The following is an 18,572-nucleotide window of genomic DNA, read 5'->3' on the forward strand; positions in this document are numbered from 1 at the left end:
CCGCGCAAACCGTGTAAGCTGCGCGCCTCGTGAACGAGCGCAATCTCTCCCGCCGACTTTCCACGAGCATCGTTGATGCGTTGAAGGCGCACGGGCACATCCTCGTGGCCAGGGGCGGCGCGACGGCGCTCGCGCGCGAGCTGGAGGACAAGATGGCTGCGGACATCGCGGCCATCACGCCCCGGCTCGAGCCGTGGGCCCTCGTCGACGGAGAGCCCACGACCACGTTCGGCACCGACGAGATCGACGACCAGGTCGAGGAGCTCGTGGCGAGCCTCACGAGCACGTTGATGGAGTCCGAGCACGTCGAGGACATCTTCACCGAGGACAACGTGATCAAGCGGGATGTCTTCCGCGTGATGCGCGACGCGCTGCTCGGGCCGCGTCCCGAGCTCGGCCTCGAGGACGACGGCCCTGTGCACGTGCGCCTGGACACGCTCGGGTACGTCGCCTCGACGGTCGGCAAGCGCGCGCCGGCGCAGGTGCTGCGCGAGTCGCTGACGCGCGCGGCCCAGAGCGCCGGCGGCAAGCTGACGGGCTACGATCCCGAGCTCCGCGAGGCGACATTCTCGCTCGAGAGCAGCGACCCCGACGCGCGGCTCGAGATCGAGGAGGCGGTGGCCGACGAGCTCTCCGATCTCGTCGAGGCGAAGGTGGTGACGCTCCCGGTGATGGAGCGCCGCTTCGAGCTGCAGCGCAAGATCGAGGCCGGCGCGCGCGGCGGTCTGCGCCAGCGGATCGACTCCATCGCCTCGAGGATGCTGCGCGAGGGCGGCTGTGCCGCGTCATGGGAGCTCGCGGGCGATCGGGTCCTCAAGCTCAAGCTCACGCCGCTGTCCGAGCAAGATGCGCTCGAGGTCGACAGTCACATGACCGACTTCAAGCGTGAGATAGCGGTGGTGCTCGGCGAACCGCTCGACGAGCTCGACGTTGCCCGGAAGCCGGCCGCCGCTCCCCTGCGCAACGACGCCCCGCCGTCGCGACGCCGCGAGCCTGCTCCGGTGGCGGTGGAGGAAGCGAGCGAAGACCTCGACGACGAGAGCGAGGACGAGGACGAGGACGAGGACGAGGACGAAGACCTCGACGACGAGGACGAGAGCGAGGCGCTCGACGAGGAGGACGAAGACCTCGACGACGAGGAGGACGAAGACCTCGACGAGGAGGAGGAAGAAGACCTCGACGACGAGGACGAGGACCTCGACGAGGAGGAGGCGCCCTCCAAGAAGGCCGCTCCGCGGGAGAAGCCCCGCAAGCCGGCCGAGCCGGCGACGGAGCAGCCCGCGGCGAGCAAGCCCAGGGCCGTGGCGGTCCGAGGCGCGAAGAAGGAGCCGGCGAAGAAGCCGGCGGCCGCGACCAAGAAGGCGAGCGCGCCGGCGGAGAAGGCGGCGACCGGGAAGGCCGCGGCGCCGGCCTCCGTGAAGAAGGCGGCGAAGGCGCCCGCCAAGAAGGCGGCGAAGGCGCCCGCCAAGAAGGCGGCGAAGGCACCCGCCAAGAAGGCGGCGGCGAAGAAGCGCTGATCGCGCTCAGCGGGCGCGGTTGCGGTAGACCAGGATCACCGGCACGCCATCGGGTCCGGCGATGTGATCCGGGCTCGTGGTCCCGAACGCGACCCACGCCTGATACGCCTGCCCCAGCATGTGCTTCTCGTGGTGGTAGAGGGCGAAGTCCGCGCCCGCGACCGCCCCCACGCCACGGATGTCCTCTCGCAGGCGCCCGTCGCGCAGCAACATCTCCCACGCCGGGCCAGCGGTGTCGTGGATGTACACCGTCCCTCGGGGTGGGACGTGCTCGTTGAGGTACGCGACGACCGCGCCCGTGGTGTACCCCCAGAACGTGCGGTTCAGCCCGAGGTTCGCCGCGCCGGGCGCGCCGCCGACCAGCGGCGTGTAGCTCGAGAGCGCCCACGGGTGCGCGTGCAGCGTCTCGGCGATGGGCGCCGCGACCACCGCCGCCCCGAGCAGCGCCGGGACCAGCGGGCCGCGCGCGGCGAAGCTGGTCCGCGCGCCGGATCCGCGCCGGGCGAGCAGCAGCGCGCGTAGACCGACGCGCGCGCGCCGCACGGCGGCGGAGAACGCGGCGCCGGCGAACAGGGCGATGAACGGGTAGGCCGTCATCCAGTGCTTCGTGCCGCCGAAGATCGGCGTGCTCGGGGAGAGCCAGGCGCCGTACACCGCGGCGATGGCGAGGAACCAGAGGAGCGCCGTGCCGCCAGGATCGTCCGCGGGCGGGCGGAGCCGCGCGGCGAGCGCCCGCTCCGCGGCGAGCGCGAGCCTCCCGCCTTCGGGGGCGAGCCGCGCCGCCGCGCACGCGAGCGGATAGAGGAGGCGCTCGCGCGCTGCCGCGCAGAGCCCCGCGGCGAAGAGGCCCAGCGTCACGACGGGGACCGTCGCCGCCGTCATCACGGGCGCGTAGGCCCTCGGCATCGGAGGCGTCCAGTAGTTCCGGCCGAGGAACTCCATGTTGTAGTACTCGTGGTTCAGGTGAAACGACGCGTACTCGCGGAGGCGCGGGAGCGTGTCGCGCCAGATCCACGGCCAGAGCGCGTAGAAGACGAGAGGGCCGATCGTCGCCATCGCGGCGAGCGCGGCCAGAGGTCGCCGGACGCCTCCGGGCCGCGCAGGCGACGCCGCGGCGGCGGCCGCGGGCGCCGCCCTCGCCGCGATCGCGCGCGCGACGATCCGGTCCCTGAGCGCCATGCCGACGGCGTGCGAGACGCAGACGATCGGCAAGAACCAGGAGTTGTGCTTCGTGTCGAGCGCGAGGCCGAAGGCGACCCCGGTGAGCACGGGCCACAGCGCCCCGCCGTCCCGCAGCGAGCGCCAGTAGGCGTAGGCGCACAGGGCCCAGACCGTCACGATCGGCGCGTCGAAGCACGCGAGGTGCGCCTGGTAGAAGTACCGCGGCAGCATCGCGAAGAGCACGGCCGCGGACGCGCCGGCGAGCCGATCGCGCGCCTGTGTGCCCCAGAGGTACACGAGCGCCACCCCCACGCCCGACAGGACCATCGCGGGGAACCTGTAGCTCGTGCCCTCCATGGCGAAGAGCCCGAGCCGCTTCTGCAGGACGAGGTTGGAGAGCGCGAAGAGCGACTTGATGAGGCCGGGGTGCTCGTGGTTCACCGACCAGGCGGCGTCGACGCTCCGCGGATCGAGCGCCGCGCGCGGCGCCTCGAGGAGCGCCTGGAACCACGCGCCGTAGCGGTTCGCGGCGAAGAAGTAGAAGCCCTCGTCGCGCGCATAGCCGAGATCACCCGCGGTCGCGAGCAGCAGGGCGACGTACGCCGCCGCGAACGCGAGCGCGATCAGGCCGTCGGCGGGCGCGAGGGGTGCCGAGCGCTTCATCGGGTGTCCGCCTCGAAGCAGTAGTGGCGGTGCGTGAAGTCGGCGGATCTCACGGCGAACTCCACCTCCGCCTCGGCCGCGCCCGCGTGGGCGGCGAGCGGGAGCTCGAACGCCGCCCACCCGTCGCCGTCGGCGTGCGTCGCCTCGCCCACGGTCTCGCCGTTCACGCGCACGGACAGCGTGACCGGCGCGCCCCGCCGCTCCCGCTCGATCATCCAGTACATGCCCGCGTGCCCTCGGATCACCGAGCCGAGCGGGACGCCACGGAAGCGCGTGACGATCTCGCCGTCCCTCGGCGGGTGGGACCAGATGCACCGGCGAGGGCGGAACTCCTCGTCCGCGATCACCGTGACGCCCACGTTGAAGAACGGGCCGCCGGGGCACTCGAAGCGCTCGGCGGAGAACGTCGGGTTCCCGCCAAGCCCGCCGGCGACGATCCGCGCGCGCGGGTTCCAGCGGCACGCGGCCGGAGGATCCGTGACGCGCACGTCGGCCGACGCCGGCGCGACGTTGTCGACGAAGTCGTAGACGACGCGCGCGGGCGACGGGTTCACGAGGCGCCGGAGCACGAAGGGGCCGCGCTCCTGCCGCGCCTCCTCGCGGAAGCCCGCGAGCTCCTCGGCGCGCTGGCCGAGGACGCTGATCTCGACCGCGGCCGCGTAGCGGCTCTCGTCGGGCCGGGCGGCGTCGCGCAAAGGCATCAGCTCGTCCCCGAGCGCGCGGCGCGCGGCCGGATCGGCCCATCCAGGCGCGACGACCACGAGGTCCCCCGGCTGCTTCATCGCCGCGAGGGGCGCCCCCACCTCGCGCCAGGCGTCGAAATCAGGAGCGCTTTCGCTGAAGTACACGTGCGCCACGAGCTCTCCGAGGCCGAGCGCCGGCAGGCCGAGGAGGGCGAGCAGGCCGAGGGCGCGGCGCCGGCCGCGCGCGCTCGCCGCCTCGCCCGCGGGCGGGGCCGTCTCATGGAGCTGCGCCGAGGTCACGCCGTCCTCCGGGCGAGCCGATCGGCGCGTGCCGCCGGCAAGAGCAGCGCGGAGACGGCGATCACCGGCTCGGGCCTGTAGCACGACGGTGCGAGCGCGGCGCGGCGGATGAGGTCCATCACGTCGGTAGCCCTACACGATGGAAATCGCGGAGGAAATGCGACGGATGGCTCCTGCCCCGCGGCCGGTTTTCTGGCGGTGTGGAGCTTAAACGTCCCTGGCGCCGGCGTTATGTTGGTTACCCCACAAAACCATGTCGTACCGTTCCCGCCAGCCCGCCGAGGTCGGCCATGTCGACCTCCCCCGCACGCGCGCCGCCCGTGGATCGAACTCCCGAGCCCCGACGCCGGTGGATGTCCAGGCGCGACTGCGCACTGTGCTCACCCATGCGCCGCTCGCGCTCTTCTCCTTCGACGAGCGCGGGATCATCACCCTCTTCGAGGGGCGCGGGCTCGAAGCCCTGGGGCTGAAGCCTGGCGAGCGCGTGGGCCGCTCCGTGTTCCACGTGTTCGCCGCCTACCCGTGCGTCACCGAGAACGCGCGCCATGCCCTCGAGGGACGAGCGGTGACGACCGTCGGGCAGATGCCGGAAGGCTGGTTGGAGGCTCGCTACATCCCGCTGCGGGACCCGGCCGGCAAGGTCACTGGCGCCCTCGCCACGTGCATCGATATCACCGCACGACAGCGGGCGCTGGACGCGCTCGACCAGCAGCAAGCGGTGCTGAAATACGTCATCGCCAATGTGCCACACGCCATCTTCTGGAAAGATCGCCAGGGCCGCTTTCTCGGAGGAAACCAGAACTTCCTCAACGACACCCACACAAGGGTCCTGGAGAACCTGGTGGGCAAGACCGATTTCGACGTCTGGGGCATGGGGGAGGACGCGGCCGCTTTCGTGAAGATCGACCGCGAGGTCATGGAGCGAGGCGTCCCGATGCTCGACATCGAGGAGCCCCTGCTCCGCCCGGACGGCCAGCGGCGGGTCCTGCTCACCAGCAAGGTGCCCATCCGCGACGAGAGCGGCGAGGTGACGGGGCTGCTCGGGATCTACGCCGACATCACCGAGCGCAAGCAGATGGAGCTCGACCTGCACAAGGCCAAGGAGGCCGCGGACGCCGCTGCCAGCGCCAAGGGAGAGTTCCTCACGATGATGAGCCACGAGCTGCGGACGCCGCTGTCGCTGATCCTCGGGCCGCTCGAGTCGCTGCTGTCGAGCCCGGACGAGCCGCTGTCGCCGAAGGTGCGGACGCACCTGGAGCGCATTCAGCGCAGCGGGCGGCGGCTGCACCGGCTTGTCGACGACGTGCTCGACTACCAGAAGATCGAGGCCGGCAAGATGGTGCTCGACTGGGAGGCGGTCGACGTGACGACGCTCGTCGCCGACCTGGTGGAAGAAGCTCGGCCAGCGGCGGAGCGGGGCCGCCTGCAGCTCGCGCTAGAGGTCGACCCCGCGCTGGACACGGTCCCCCTCGATCGGCGCAAATTCGAGAAGATCGCGCTCAACCTGCTGGGCAACGCGCTCAAGTTCACCCCGCCGGGGGGTCGGATTGCGGTCGGGTTGCGGCCGCGCGACGGCGTCTTCGAGCTCTGCGTCGAGGACACCGGTCCTGGCATCCCGTCGGACAAGATGCACCTCTTGTTCCAGAGGTTTCAGCAGATCGACGCGTCGATGACGCGCAAACACGAAGGGACCGGGATCGGGCTGTCGCTGGTCAAAGAGCTCACGGAGCTGATGGGCGGCACCCTCGGCGTGGAGAGCGAGCCCGGCGCTGGCTCTCGCTTCTTCGTGCGGCTGCCGCGCGCTGCGGCCCCTCGGATCGCGCCGCCGCCCCTTGGCTCGCCGGTGCGGACGAGCGCGAATGGAACGCGCGCCGGCGCGGGCGATTTCGCCCAGTCCGAGCTGCGCACCACGAGCGCGAGCGGCGCCGGGGTGCGGCGGACCGAGCCCGCGCCGCGCCTGCTCGTGGTGGAAGACAACCCGGACATGCGGTCCTACATCGAGGACATCTTGCTGGCCGAGTACGAGATCGCGCTCGCGACCAACGGCCGCGAGGCGCTCGAATCGGTCAAAGCAAGCCGGCCCGACGTCATCGTATCGGACGTGATGATGCCGGAAATGGACGGCTTCGAGCTGGTCCGGCAGCTCAAGCGGGAGCCCGACCTCCGCTCTATCCCGATCATTCTCCTGACGGCCAGGGCGAGCCGCGCCGAGACGGTGGGGGGGCTGGAGGTCGGCGCCGATGACTACCTGGTCAAGCCGTTCGATCCGCTGGAGCTCAAGGCGCGGGTCCGCGCGGCCGAGCGCCTGCACCGCGCCTACCAGGAGCTCGAGGCGAAGAACGGCGAGCTCGCGACGGCCCTGAAGAGGCTCTCGGAGACGCAGGAAGAGCTCGTCCAGGCCGGCAAGATGGCGGCGATCGGAACCCTGGTCGCGGGGCTGTCGCACGAGCTGAACAACCCGGTCGCCATCATCCTGATGAACGCCCAGCTCGTCCTCAAGCGGCAGCGCGACGGCCACGGGATGCCCGATGAGCGCCTGCTGCTCAAGGTCCTGCGCACCATCGAGCAGCAGGCCCACCGCTGTTCAGACCTCACGCGAGCGCTGCTCGATTACTCGCGCGGCAAGACGATCGGCCGGGAGACGTGCGACATGTCCACCGCGCTCCGCCGCGCGTACGAGCTCTCCACGCCGCGGGCGCGCGAGCGCGCCGTCCACCTCAAGGTGAACAGCTCCACCGCGGCGCCGCTGCCCACCGTGCTCGTGAATCCGGCGCAGCTGGACTCCGCCTTGCTCAACGTGATCGGCAATGCGATCGATGCGACCCCGCGCGGCGGCACCGTCGAGGTCGAGGCTCACCCCCTCCCCTGCAGGGACATCGAGGGCGTGCAGATCGAGGTGCACGACACCGGCTGCGGTATCCTCCCCGAACACCTGGACCGCCTGTTCGAGCCCTTCTTCACCACCAAGCCGCCGGGAAAGGGGACCGGCCTCGGGCTCTCGCTGACGCATCGGTTCATCCAGGAAAACGGCGGCGACATCCGCGTCGAGAGCGAGCTCGGCGCGGGGACGACGATCCGCATGTGGCTGCCCGCGTCTCACGCGCGAGGCCCCGATGGGGACACGACGTGAACGACCAGCCGAGCGAGCCCCCGGGCAGCAGGCCGCGGGTCCTGGTGATCGACGATGAGCCGGCGATCCGAGAGGCACTGGATACGGTCCTGTCCTTCGAGGGGTACGACGTCGCTACCGCGGCGACAGGCGAAGCGGCGCTCGAGCAGGTCAAGGGCGAGCCGTTCGATCTGGTGATCACCGACCTGCGGATGCCAGGCATGGGCGGCGATGAGACCCTGGCCGCCCTGAAACGGCTCCACCCGAACCTGCCGGTCATCGTGGTGACGGCGCACGCTTCCGACGCGGCCGCCGCGCGCTGCTCGAAGGAGGGAGCGCTCTGGATCGTCCGCAAGCCCGTCGATCTCGAGGATCTGCTGCGGCTGGTCAGGGCTGCGGTCCGCTGAGCGCGCGCGGCAGGCAGCGCGCGGCTCGGCATGGATGCCAGCGCGGAGCCCAGGGGGACGACCCGCTACAGCTCGATCGCGTAGACGACGCTGCCGAGCGGCATGCGCTGCATGCGCTCCTCGATCACGCTGCGGAGCGCCTTCCAGGCGCCGGCCTTCTCGACGTACGTCTCGCGGAGGCGCAGCGCGCCGGCCTTGTCGCCGCGCGCCTTGATCCCGAGCACCGTCCTCGCGAGCGCCTCCGCCGCGGCGGGCAGCTTGTCCGACTGGATGGAGAAGCACCCCTTGTCCGCGCCGTTCGCCGCGGTCTCGCCGCAGTGGAAGCCGATCGCTCCTGCGTCGAGCAGGCTGCCGAGCTGGATCGCGGCGAGGTGACCATACGGCCGCGGCTCGCCGCCCGCTGTGTACATGCCCTGCCCCGCCTGCCCGAGCGCCCAGATCACGTCCCTCACCTCGGACATGCGGGCGAGCGCCGGATCGAGGACACCCTTCTGCGCGAGCCAGCTGGTGAAGAAGAGCGCGCCCGTCTGGGCCTTGAGCTCCTCGAGCATCACGGCGAGCGGCCCGCCGAAGAGCTCGTCGTCGGTCTTGCCCTGCACCTTGTAGCCCTGCGCCGGGCCCAGGTTGTGGGCCGCCTCGTGCAGCACCGTCCCGAGCGCGGCCACGGGGCGCTCGAGGGAGACGCTCTCCATCGTGGTCTTGCAGAGGAGCGAGGCGGCGGCCTCCCGGAGCGCGGCGCGGCTGTCGTCGTCCTGCAGGAGGTTCACCATGACCACGGTGCGGCCGCGGCCTTCGGTCGCGACCGGTCCCCAGTTCGGCAGGCTCTGCCCTGACGTCCCGCCGGTCGCGGCGCGCGACTCGCCGGCGTTCAAGAGGACGTCGATGAAGTCGGGCAGGTGGAAAGCGACCCTGCGCGCCCTGTACGGCGCGCCCGCGAGGCTCGCGAAGGCCGTCTCCATGTCGGACTTCACCGGATCGAGCTTCTTCTGCCAGGTCAGCGACTCCTGGTTGATCCGCGCGAAGCTCACGTGGAAGCCCGCCTTGCGGCTGCACGGCTCCCAGTAGGTCTCGTCCGGCCCCACGCGCAGGTACCACGCCGAGTTCTCGGCGTTCATCTTCGCCCAGGGCTCGTCCGCGACCTCCCAGCGGTTGTCGAGGAACGCCTGCGACGCCGCGAGCAGGTAGGCCTTGAAGGCGGCCTCGCTCGGGCTCTGGATCGCCTCGGCCGCCGCCTTGAGCTCCCGGCTCACCGCCTCCATCTCGGGCTTGTAGGCCTCGCTGTAAGGCACGGCCTTGAGGGCGCCGCGCTCCTCGACCACCACGGTGAAGGGAGAGAGGAGCGCCTTCTGATCCGGGCGCGCCTCGAGCGCGGCGCAGAACTTCTTGTCCTGCTGGAGGCGCGCCGGATAGACGCCGGTGACGCGGGGCGGCCTGCTCGGCAGCGCGCTGCAGCTCGGATCGTCGCGCGTCCTGGGTTGCTGGCACCAGGGCCCCTGGTTGCGCCAGAACAACGCCCGGCTGGCGGGGTCGTCGGCCGGGATCTTGTCGGCCATGCCGGCGGAGCCGAGCTGCTTCGCGTGGATCTGCTCGATGAGCTCGGCCACCTTGAGCAGGTGGCCGACGATGGCGCGGTCCTCGGCGGGCGCGCCGCGGAAGTCGGACCGGAGGAGCGAGGGGCGCCCGGCCGCGAGCTCCGCGAGGACGGCATCGCGGCGGCGCACCTCGGCCTCGTCGAGGCCAGCGCGCAGGTGGCCCTCGGCCTTGACCTTGGTCATCGCGGCATACGCCGACGTGAACGCCGGGGTGAAGGCCCCGGAGGCGACCCAGGTCGGCGCCGGGGTGTGGCGCCAGAGGGCGGAGACCTCGTCGGGGTCGACGGCGCCCGAGCCGTTGCGGTCGGCGATCCAGAACAGCGGGAGATCGAGCTCCACGGCGATGCGGTTGAGCTCGAGCCGGGGGATCTGATCGAAGCGCGGGGCCTGGGGCGCGACCTGGGTGGGCGTGGGCGCAGGTGGCGCGGCCGGCGGCGGCTCGGCCGGCAGAGGGGGGTGCGGAGCCGAGCAGGCGGCGCCCGCGGCGAGGGCGGCGAGCCCGGCGAGCCCGGCGAGGGCGCCGAGCGGGGCGCGGCGGGACGGCGGGATCGGGAGGGAGATCTTCATGGCTGCAGCTCCGAGGGGCCTTTGACCTGCGAGGCGCGCGGGGCGGCCGGGAGGCCAGCGAGAGCGAGGAGGCGCGCCGCGAGAGCGCCCGGCGCCGTGGTCGCGCCGCGAGAACGCCTCCCCGCGCGATCGGCCGCCGGACTGCCAGACGCGCAGGAGCGTAGATCAATGGCGCCCGGAGAGGGGGTGTTTCTACGCGCGGGTAGGAAGGAGCGTTGTCCGGCGGCGCGGGAGCGGCCTCATGCGGAGGGACGGACGCCCGCCGCCCTGGGCAGCCGCTGCCCGAAGACGCCTGCCAGGAGCTCCCCTGCCCCGTAGTAACAGAGATAGCCGGCCAGCACGAACTTGAGAGGCACCGCCGACGCGGGCAAGAACAGCAGGACGAGGCCGGCGAGCGTCGAGCCAGCGCCCACGACGAAAAGCCACCTCGACTCCACCATTCCCTTGAGCACGATCGACGCCGCGACGCGCAGCGCGCCGGAGATGAACGCAAAGAACCCCACGAGGACCACGAACATCTCGACCACGTGACCGCGACGAAGCACGACGAGGCCTAGAAGGAGGCTCGCCACGCCGCGCACGCGGGAGAGGAGGCGTCGGATGGGCGGCTCCCGCAACGCACCGACGAGCGACAGGGCGCCATCGACGAGCGCGTAGGCAGCGAAGGCCAGGACGAGCAGGCGCCACCCCGCGGAGGACCCCTGACCGACGGAGATCGTCAGTGCGCCGGCGCCCACGGAGAGCGCGAGGGCGCCTTGCGCGATGAGGATCCATCGGGAGCGCTCCGGGCGCGTCGGCTTTGGGAAGATCGTCCTCGCGGCGGAGAGGGCCGCGGCGACCGGGCTCTTCGTCGCCGAACGTGCGCGATCGGGCTTCGCATCCGGGAGCACGAGGGGCATCCCGCGCTCGACGGCGCGACCGTCTTTCCACTCCAGATAGCGGACATGTCCGTCCGGAGAGATGCGAAGGAACGAGTTGAGAGGCCCGGCCCATGAACCGCTGTTGAAATACCAGTCACCGATAGAGCCTGCCTTGTGGGTGTGCCCGAGGACAGCCACGTCGTATGCGCCCGTGTCGAGCTCCGCGCGGACCCCGACCACGTGCTCGCCGAGCCGGTCCGGGTTCTGCGCCGGCGTCAATGCCCCGCTGGGGGACGGGTCCCCCTCGGTCACGCGCTGGCTCATCGTCGCCAGGGTGCGTTTCCAGATCGTCAGTATCGAGTCGCCGAATCGCTCGAGGACGTCCTCCACGCTCTCGCCGCCCTTGAGGAGAGGAGAGCCGTTCTCGTCCTCGGCGACGCCGGCGAGGATGGAGAACATGCGGCCGAAGCCAGGCTCGTCCCCGGCGTTGAACGGATCGGTCTCGTGCCCGTGGCAGAAGTGGAACCGCTTGCCGCCGAGCTCCCGGGTGAACGGCGCGCGCATGCACGCGAAGAAGGGGTGCTTGAGGAGGTCCGTCTCGATGAAGTGCACGAGATCGACGTCATGGTTGCCGGGCACGTAGACGAGCCTCAGCGCGGCGAGCTGGTCGAGGAGCGCCCGCCGCTTCACGAACAGGAGGCTGAGGTTCATCTGCCAGAGCTCGAAGAGGTCGCCGAGGATGAAGAGCTCGCCCCCCTCGCTGCCCACGTGGTCGAGGAATGCACGCAGCTGCGACGTCTTCTTGCCAGCCTCGAAGTTGTCGCGCGCGCCGCCGTCACCGATGTGCAGATCGCTGATGACGAAGATATCCCTGGCTGCGCCATCCATTGCCCTGCTCCAGGGTGGAGCGATCTCGCCATGAGCAGCGGCCGCGTCCCCCACCCCGCGCGCGTCGCAAGCCGCGTGCCGCGACGATTCGCAGGAGGGCGAGCGCCGGGCGAGCGGACGGCTCGGCCGGCATCGACGCGCCCGCCGGCTCGCCGCCGCTCGGCGTGCGCGAGCGCCCCCGGGCGGTCACTCGCACAGGGCGGTAACGACGAGGACGTCGACTTCTGTTCGTGAGGCGGGCTGTCAGGACCCGTTCTGGTGTTCCGCGCCGCGCCGCACGGGCGCTTTCGGCCGCGCGCGGCGCGGTAGGCTACGCGCCGCTCACGGCGGCAACGCGACGGCGGGTTGCGAGACGGCGCCGTGGTTGCCGTCCTCGCCCGCGTCCTCGCCGCCGCCCGCTTCTGCCTCGACCTCTTCGCTCACGTCGTCGACAGCGGTGCTCGACACGCGCGACAGGAGCTTCGGGGTCACCTCCTCGAACGCATCGCCGTGGAAGTAATACCCGATCTTCCGGAGGTCGGCGTAGCGACGGACCAGGAGGGTCCAGAGCCGGTCGCGCATCGTCTCGGCCTCGCCGCGCTGCTTTGCCGCGGGCCGGCGGGCCCCCTCGGGGGTGAGGGTGTCGAGCAGCCACTCGCTCGCTTCCCGCAGCTGCTCGAACTCCTCCTGGCTGAAAGGGTGCTTTCCGCGGAGCGCGACCGCGTGCTCCTCGTAGAGATGGGCCAGCGCCATCCCGTCGCTGGCGAGATCGTACTTGCCGCTGCCGGCGCGGATCTCGGCCACGACGTCCTTCGGCAAGAGCCCCCGCTTGGCCAGGGTCTCGGCGAGCGTGAGCATCGGCTCGCGCAGCTCGATCACGACCTTCAGCTTGGCCTCGATCTCACCGGAGCTGGCCGGCTTCGCCGTGACGCGCGTGGCGGCGAAGACCAGGGCCCGGCCGAGGTCCGGCAGCGCGAGCACGTCGTCGAGCGGCAGCTCGGGCAGCGCTCGCCGGATCCGCGCGGGATCCGCGCAGGCGGCCTGGACGCCGCGCTTCACGTTGGCGAAGGCGATCCGCACATCCGCCCGACAGACCTCGACGTCGCGGTCCGGGAGCGCCATGGCCTGCGGGGCAAAGCGCTTGTAGCAGGCGTGGTAGGTTGTCTTTGCCGTGGGAGTCGCCGTCGGCGCCTTCCCGGTGTGTGCTTGTTGGGTCTTGGCTTTGGCCATCTTGGGAACCTACGTCCAGGCGAGCGCGACGGTAGGCCACAGCAGCGCCGGATGTGTGCTCGGAGGAGCGCAGGATCTCGACGTTAGGGGGATGGGGCTGCGAGGCGAGGCGCAACCCGTGGCCGCGGAGCCCGGCGCGGGTGTGGATGGGGTCACGTAGTGTCATTTCGCAGGCCGATCTGTAAACGGTTGGACACACGTAGTGTCATTTCGCAGGCCGATCTGTAAACGGCGGGACACACGTAGTGTCACGCGGCAGGCCCTGCGGCCTACCATCGGACATGCGTAGCGTCGGCCGGTACGAGGCTGCTGAGGCGGAATCGTCCATGTCGCCTCCGCTGGCGCGCCGTCCGGCATCCGAGATGAGCAGCGGGTGGCGCTACGGCGCAGGGAGCCGGCGCAGCGCGAGCCGGCGCAGGTGAGCGCGGAGAGCCGGCGAGGGCGGGACGGCGTGGGCGTCGAGGCCGGTGAAGGCGGCGCGCTGGAGGCGGCAGGAGGCGCAGAGCGCGAGGTGCGCGGCGATGGCGGCCGGCGGGGGCAGGCCGAGGGCCTGCGTCGCCTGCGCGCCGAGGAGCGGATCGGTGCAGGCGGGCGGCGCCGGATAGGGCGACGGGTTCATGACGGCGCCTCCTCGGCGAGCGCCTCGCGCAGCTTGGCGAGGGCGCGGTGGCGGAGCTGGCGCACGTAGTTCGGGGTGATGCCGAGAGCGAGAGCGATCTCGGGGCCGTCACGATCGTCGAGATCCATGGAAACGACCTCCTGCTCCAGCGGATTGCAAGCGCGCTCCAGGAGCGAGGCGAGCCTCTCGGCGGTTTCGCGCTGAAGCAGCGCGGCGAGGGCGCCCTCGTCGAGGGAGAGCTCACGGTCGTCTGGCGGACCGGCGGCTGCCTCGCGCGAGCCTGCGGCCAGGAGGTGCGCAGCCTTGTTGCGCAAGGTGCCGAAGAGGAAGCCGGGGACGTTCACGGGCTCGTGGGCGAGCACGGCCTCTGCCTTCTGGAACAGGACGAGGAAGGCTTCCTGCACGGCGTCGGCGGCGTCGGCGGGCTGGAGTTGCAGCCGTCGTCGCGCATAGCCGTTGAGCTTGGCGGCGTGGCGATCGAAGAGAGCGTCGAAGGCCGCGGCGTCGCCCCGGACGAGGGCGGCGAGCAGGGCCTCGTCGCTGTCGGCGAGGCTCGGAGGACGGCCGCGCAGGTCGCCTGAGGGCGCCCAGCCCAACGCGCGCAGGCGCCCGAAGATGAGCGAGCAGAGCGGTGCGAGATCGGTCACGTCGGCAGGAGCCGAGCGCATGGCAGCGCGGGCGAGGAGGTCGGTGAGGGGCACGGGTGGAAAGAAGTTAGCCTGGTGGGCCCTGCATCAGGGCGCGGAACTGCTGCAGAATCGGGTGGCTCGGTACCTGCTCGGCGAGGACCTGAAGGGCATGTCGGAGGAGGCCGCCGGCCTCATCCCGCTGGCCGAGGCGGAACAGCAACATTGCGAGCGCCACCTCGGTCTCGGCCGAGTGGTACTGGTCGAGCGTACCGAAGCACTTCGTCTCGATGGCCAGAACGCGGCGATGGTGCGCCGCTGCTTGCTCGAGCTCCCCCTCAGCCTCCAGCACGCAGCCCAGCTCGTGCAGCGACGCCGCCACCTCCGGGTGCTCCTCCGTGCCGTGCACCTTGGCCTGGATCGTCAGCGAGTGCTCGAGCGCCTTTCGCGCTCCCGCAAGGTCGCCCTGCGCCCTCAGCACGCCCCCAAGCGCGTGCAGCGACGCCGCCACGGAGGGGTGCTCCTCCGTCGGGGTGCTCCTCGGTACCGTGCACCTTGGCATCGATCGCCAGTGAGTGCTCGAGCGCCTTTCGCGCTCCCGCAAGGTCGCCCTGCGCCCTCAGCACGCCGCCCAGCTCGTACAGTGACGCAGCCACGTCGGGGTGCTCCTCCGTGCCTTGCACCTTGGCATCGATCGCCAGTGAGCGCTCGAGCGCCTTTCGCGCTCCCGCAAGGTCGCCCTGCGCCATCAGCACGCCACCCAGCGCGTGCAGCGACGCCGCCACGGAGGGGTGCTCCTCCGTGCCGTGCGCACGGACTAGAAGGACATGGCCCTGCCGAATGCGATCCGCAGCGCGAGATGGAGGCCGCCCCGCTGTGAACTCGGCGTAGCCGAGCCATTGAAGCCCGAACGGCGACTCCGGTAACGCCGCCACATGGCGCTCGGCCAGCCGGAGGTTATGGGCGTAGAGGCCCGCATTGTAGAGCGCTGCGTCGATGCGGCGCGCGAGGAGCTCCGCGCGCGCCACATGCCTGCCCCGCAGCGCATGCTCCCACGCCGCCTCGGTGCGCTCGATCCAGACGATGCCCGAAGCCGCCTTCGCGGCCAGCACCTCCCAGACCTCCGCCGCCGCTTCATGCCACCGCGCCGCATCGGCCACATCGAACCTAGGCTCCACGAGCGGGCTCACCCGGTACGCGCGCGCCGTCGAGCTCACCCACCTCCAGCAGCCCCCAGCTCGCCAGCACGTCCAGGTCCCGGTCGACGTCGACCGCGAGCCCCTCAGCGAGCGTTACGAAGGCTTCCCTCGGCACCGCGGCCTCGAAGACGCGCGCCCGCTTCACGAACTCGAGCGCCGGCTCACCGCAGGCGGCGCGGGCCTGCTCGCAGGCCATATGGCGCAAGAACAGACGCGCGAGCTCGGTGTGCTTCTCCTCGCTCGCCTCGTCGCCCGGCGCCCAGACCGGCAGCGCCGCCGACGCGCTAGCAGCGACGGCGGCGAGCTCCTCGTCCGGCTTGCCCGCAAGCAGCGCGCGCGCCCACGCGAGGACACGCGCATTGCGCCCCAGCCGCTCGGCGAGGTCGTGCCAGCTCTTGAGCGACACGCTCGCGAGCTCGTTCGACGCCTGCCCCCGCATCCAGAGCTTTCTCACCGCAGCGCTGTCGAGCGCGCCGAGCGGCACGCAGGCGAGCGCCCTGTCGTTCGCCCCCGGGACCCGGAACTCGGCTGTCGACGTGATCAAGAGCTTCGGCTTGCCGGTCGTGCAGGTGGGCAGGAGCGCCTCGAGCAGCGCGGCCGCCTCGGGCTTCACGAGCCAGGGGCCGCCCGTGCTTGGATCGAGGTTCTGCTCGAAGTCGTCGAGCACGATGACCACACGTCGCCTGCGCCAGTGCTCCATCACGCGCCGCACGCGCTGGAGCACGCTCTCCTCGGCGCGCGCGAGCATGTCCTCGGCGGCCTGGTCTGCTCCGCCAGCTCGGGCGGCCTGCTGGAACGCCTCGAGCACACCGCGCTCGTCGATCGCGCCATGCAGGACCAGCACACCGAGCTCCGGCGTGTGCTGCTTGGCGCGCTCGATCGTCCGGCCCACCGCGCACGACTTGCCGACGCCCTTCATCCCGAAGACACACGCGCCCGCCACGTCGCGCGCCCCGCCCTTCTGCAGGTCTTGCCCGCGCAGGAGCACGCGAAGCAGCCGCTGCACGAGCCGCCGCCGGCCCACGAAGCCCATCTTGAGCACGCGCATGTGGCTGCCCAGGAACTTGTAGATCTCGTCGCGATCAACGCGCTCGCTGAGTGGCTCGGCGCCATCGTCGATGCGGAACCCAGCCGCCGAGCCGCTGACGAGGTGCAGCGTCCCCCAGGCATGGGACGGCGCGGACGCGCCCTCCTCGGTGCGTCGCATCCGCTCGCGCGCGACCTGCGCGGCCTCGACCGGGGTCTTGCCGGTGCCGATCTGCTCGTACACAGCCGACGCCGCCAGCGTGGCGAGATCGTCGCGGACCGGACGCGTCCAGCCGAGCACGTTGGGAGCGCCCCCTGACACGAGCTCCGCCGCGAAGCTCGCGACCGAGCCGCGGACCTCGGCGCTGTGGCAACACGACACCATCACGAGCTCCGGCACGACCTTCGCGCGCTCCAGCGCGTCGAGGAGCTCCGCACCGCAGGCGAGACGAGGCGCTTGCCGCCGAACGCGTCCTCCATGACGAGCCGCGGTCCGTCGTGCGTCAGCACCCCGTGGCCGCTCAGGTGCACAACGTCGAAGCGCTCGACGAGTAGCGCGGCGCGGAGGTCCTCCAACGTGCCCTCCTCGACGACGCGCAGGCGGGCGCGGCGGCGCTCGGCCAAGGGCGCGATCGCGGCGAGCAGCTCCTCTTCTTCCCGCTCGAAGTCGAGCTCGGGCGGCGCGTCGTGGGGAGAGAACGCCATGAACAGGATGCGCAGGCCGCCGCTGTCCAGCACGCGCGGCGCGGCGAGATCCTGGGGCCCGAGCTGCAGCACGACCGTGAGCGGCGGCGCGCCACGGCGGCGCGTCTCCGCGAACGGCAGGAGCTCCCACCGCATCCACGTGGCGGGGTGCGCGCGCAGCGCGCCGCGGTCGTCGCTCCGCGCGCGCACGACGAGATCGAGCCGGCGGCGCTCGGCCTCCGCCCTCGCCATGCGCTGCGCGAGGGCGCGCTCGGGGCCGTCGAGCAGCTCGAAGAGGGCGGCGCTCAGCGCGGTGCGGGTGCTGACGATCGCGGCGCTCTGCCCCGCGCTCTCCGCGCGACTCACCGCGTCGGCCAGACGTAGGAGGCGCTCGATCTCGTCGCGGCGGAGGATCTTGTTCCTGGCACCAGGCACCTCGGTCCAGCTCAGGATCAAGTCGCCACCCGAATCCAGCTGAAGGTCGACCATCGCGGGCAGCAGCGCAGCCATGTGGGGCACCGTACGTGACGAGAATCGAGGGGCCAAGGGCGCGGTCATGAGGGTCCTTTCATCGGGTCCACCTGCTCATCCCGCGAGCAGGCGCGGGCGTTACAGCCGCCCGCGCGTTTCTGGATCGAGCGCCGTGGCTCCCCGCTCCTGGACGCGGGCGTACCTGCGGATGGCCCCGCGCCCGCGACGAGGGCTCAGGTCCTCGACGCCGACCTCACCATCGGCCCGCAAGGCAACGACGTTCGGAGCAAGCCGCTCATCCAGCCGATCGCTGGGAGCTCATCACCACTACAACCGAGTCACCCCTCTGCCTCCGTCGCGACCTGGGTGAGCGGATCCCGGTACACCTCGTCCACCGACAGCACGCACCCGATCGCCTCGAGGTGCGCGCCCTCTCCAGCGCGGGCCTCCCGGAGCGTCCAGGAGTCGTCCTCGTTGCGATGAAATACCTCGATGCGCTGCTCGTGCTGCGAGACGAGCACGTACTCCCTGAGCGAGGGGATCCGCCGGTAGTGCGCGAACTTCTCGCCTCGGTCGTACGCCTCCGTGCTGTCGGAGAGGACCTCGACCAGGACGATCGGGTTGAGCGCTGCGTCCTTGTCCTCGAGATCGCGCTCGAGCCTCCCGCAAACGACGCTGACGTCAGCGTACGTGGAGAGCCCGGTCGCCTGGACCCGGACGCGCAGATCGGAGGAGTAGACCGCGCAGGGCCGCCCGCGGAGCTGCGCCCCGAGTTCGGCGCCAACGCTCGCGCACAGGTACGCGTGCTCCGGCGTCCCGCCAGCCATCGCGAAGATCTTGCCGTTCAGGAACTGGTGCTTCGTCGGGCTCGCCCGCTCCTGATCGAGATACTCGGCGTATGTCCAGACAAGCTTGCGAGCCGGCTCGTTCATGGTCGAGGCGAGTATGCCACGCGGGCTCCTCCACGAGACAACGGAGCTGTGAGCCTCCT

At 71.4% G+C, this 18,572-nt stretch carries 15 protein-coding genes and 1 pseudogene; 3 read left to right on the top strand and 13 right to left on the bottom strand.

Annotated elements, in window-relative coordinates; all coding sequences use genetic code 11:
- Positions 1 to 29 precede the first annotated feature (29 nt).
- Entirely contained in the window at positions 30 to 1,517 is a 1,488-nt protein-coding gene (locus WME73_RS21815) for a hypothetical protein (RefSeq protein WP_437916924.1), read from the top strand.
- Between the two features lie 6 nt (positions 1,518 to 1,523).
- On the opposite strand, the gene WME73_RS21820 is transcribed toward WME73_RS21815, so the two are convergent.
- The 3 genes from WME73_RS21820 to WME73_RS21830 are packed head-to-tail and all read right to left on the bottom strand — an operon-like array spanning position 1,524 to position 4,446.
- On the bottom strand, positions 1,524 to 3,341 hold the full coding sequence (locus tag WME73_RS21820) for an ArnT family glycosyltransferase (protein ID WP_437916925.1): 1,818 nt from the start codon (positions 3,339 to 3,341) through the stop codon (positions 1,524 to 1,526).
- Positions 3,338 to 4,324, bottom strand: coding sequence for a hypothetical protein (locus WME73_RS21825; protein WP_437916926.1), 987 nt, complete (start codon positions 4,322 to 4,324; stop codon positions 3,338 to 3,340). Before WME73_RS21825 ends, WME73_RS21820 begins: the two co-directional genes overlap by 4 nt.
- Positions 4,321 to 4,446, bottom strand: a complete 126-nt coding sequence (locus WME73_RS21830; RefSeq protein ID WP_437747321.1) for a hypothetical protein — start codon at positions 4,444 to 4,446, stop codon at positions 4,321 to 4,323. The genes WME73_RS21825 and WME73_RS21830 overlap by 4 nt, the downstream gene beginning before the upstream one ends.
- Positions 4,447 to 4,577: 131 nt before the next feature.
- On the opposite strand from WME73_RS21830, the gene WME73_RS21835 reads away from it, so the two are divergent.
- Both WME73_RS21835 and WME73_RS21840 read left to right on the top strand, forming a co-directional pair.
- The gene (locus WME73_RS21835) at positions 4,578 to 7,454 is read left to right on the top strand and encodes an ATP-binding protein (RefSeq protein ID WP_437916927.1); all 2,877 of its coding nucleotides are present in this window, start codon (positions 4,578 to 4,580) and stop codon (positions 7,452 to 7,454) included.
- Positions 7,451 to 7,840, top strand: a complete 390-nt coding sequence (locus WME73_RS21840; protein WP_437916928.1) for a response regulator — start codon at positions 7,451 to 7,453, stop codon at positions 7,838 to 7,840. Before WME73_RS21835 ends, WME73_RS21840 begins: the two co-directional genes overlap by 4 nt.
- A gap of 65 nt (positions 7,841 to 7,905) precedes the next feature.
- Here WME73_RS21840 and WME73_RS21845 read toward each other — a convergent pair whose 3' ends face one another.
- From WME73_RS21845 to WME73_RS21890, 10 genes and pseudogenes are all read right to left on the bottom strand, one after another.
- The gene (locus tag WME73_RS21845) at positions 7,906 to 9,999 is read right to left on the bottom strand and encodes a hypothetical protein (protein WP_437916929.1); all 2,094 of its coding nucleotides are present in this window, start codon (positions 9,997 to 9,999) and stop codon (positions 7,906 to 7,908) included.
- A 239-nt stretch (positions 10,000 to 10,238) separates the two neighbouring features.
- A complete protein-coding gene (locus WME73_RS21850) occupies positions 10,239 to 11,747 on the bottom strand; it encodes a metallophosphoesterase (protein ID WP_437916930.1) in 1,509 nt (502 codons plus the stop codon).
- A gap of 321 nt (positions 11,748 to 12,068) precedes the next feature.
- A complete protein-coding gene (locus WME73_RS21855) occupies positions 12,069 to 12,956 on the bottom strand; it encodes a hypothetical protein (protein WP_437916931.1) in 888 nt (295 codons plus the stop codon).
- 379 nt (positions 12,957 to 13,335) lie between these two features.
- On the bottom strand, positions 13,336 to 13,575 hold the full coding sequence (locus tag WME73_RS21860) for a hypothetical protein (protein ID WP_437916932.1): 240 nt from the start codon (positions 13,573 to 13,575) through the stop codon (positions 13,336 to 13,338).
- Positions 13,572 to 14,276 carry an RNA polymerase sigma factor gene (locus WME73_RS21865; protein ID WP_437916933.1) on the bottom strand — a complete coding sequence of 235 codons (705 nt, stop codon included), beginning with the start codon at positions 14,274 to 14,276 and terminating at the stop codon, positions 13,572 to 13,574. The genes WME73_RS21860 and WME73_RS21865 overlap by 4 nt, the downstream gene beginning before the upstream one ends.
- A 13-nt stretch (positions 14,277 to 14,289) precedes the next feature.
- Positions 14,290 to 14,712, bottom strand: coding sequence for a tetratricopeptide repeat protein (locus WME73_RS21870; RefSeq protein ID WP_437916934.1), 423 nt, complete (start codon positions 14,710 to 14,712; stop codon positions 14,290 to 14,292).
- 28 nt (positions 14,713 to 14,740) lie between these two features.
- Positions 14,741 to 15,418: pseudogene (locus WME73_RS21875) on the bottom strand (tetratricopeptide repeat protein); the annotation flags it as partial.
- On the bottom strand, positions 15,369 to 16,811 hold the full coding sequence (locus WME73_RS21880) for an AAA family ATPase (protein ID WP_437916935.1): 1,443 nt from the start codon (positions 16,809 to 16,811) through the stop codon (positions 15,369 to 15,371). The gene WME73_RS21880 and the pseudogene WME73_RS21875, both read right to left, overlap by 50 nt.
- Complete coding sequence (locus tag WME73_RS21885; protein ID WP_437916936.1) at positions 16,811 to 17,620, bottom strand: CHAT domain-containing protein; 810 nt, start codon at positions 17,618 to 17,620, stop codon at positions 16,811 to 16,813. The genes WME73_RS21880 and WME73_RS21885 overlap by 1 nt, the downstream gene beginning before the upstream one ends.
- A gap of 299 nt (positions 17,621 to 17,919) precedes the next feature.
- Positions 17,920 to 18,513, bottom strand: a complete 594-nt coding sequence (locus WME73_RS21890) for a Uma2 family endonuclease (protein WP_437916937.1) — start codon at positions 18,511 to 18,513, stop codon at positions 17,920 to 17,922.
- Positions 18,514 to 18,572: the final 59 nt, after the last annotated feature.

Origin of the sequence: Sorangium sp. So ce302 (genome assembly GCF_051530145.1) — a bacterium.
GTDB classification, from domain to species: domain Bacteria; phylum Myxococcota_A; class Polyangia; order Polyangiales; family Polyangiaceae; genus Sorangium; species Sorangium cellulosum_B.

Coding starts and splice junctions, on each gene's coding strand:
- WME73_RS21845 (WP_437916929.1), bottom strand. CDS start 9,999: ATGAAGATCTCCCTCCCGATCCCGCCGTCCCGCCGCGCCCCGCTCGGC.
- WME73_RS21880 (WP_437916935.1), bottom strand. CDS start 16,811: ATGGTGTCGTGTTGCCACAGCGCCGAGGTCCGCGGCTCGGTCGCGAGC.
- WME73_RS21820 (WP_437916925.1), bottom strand. CDS start 3,341: ATGAAGCGCTCGGCACCCCTCGCGCCCGCCGACGGCCTGATCGCGCTC.
- WME73_RS21855 (WP_437916931.1), bottom strand. CDS start 12,956: ATGGCCAAAGCCAAGACCCAACAAGCACACACCGGGAAGGCGCCGACG.
- WME73_RS21890 (WP_437916937.1), bottom strand. CDS start 18,513: ATGAACGAGCCGGCTCGCAAGCTTGTCTGGACATACGCCGAGTATCTC.
- WME73_RS21850 (WP_437916930.1), bottom strand. CDS start 11,747: ATGGATGGCGCAGCCAGGGATATCTTCGTCATCAGCGATCTGCACATC.
- WME73_RS21860 (WP_437916932.1), bottom strand. CDS start 13,575: ATGAACCCGTCGCCCTATCCGGCGCCGCCCGCCTGCACCGATCCGCTC.
- WME73_RS21835 (WP_437916927.1), top strand. CDS start 4,578: ATGTCGTACCGTTCCCGCCAGCCCGCCGAGGTCGGCCATGTCGACCTC.
- WME73_RS21885 (WP_437916936.1), bottom strand. CDS start 17,620: ATGGCTGCGCTGCTGCCCGCGATGGTCGACCTTCAGCTGGATTCGGGT.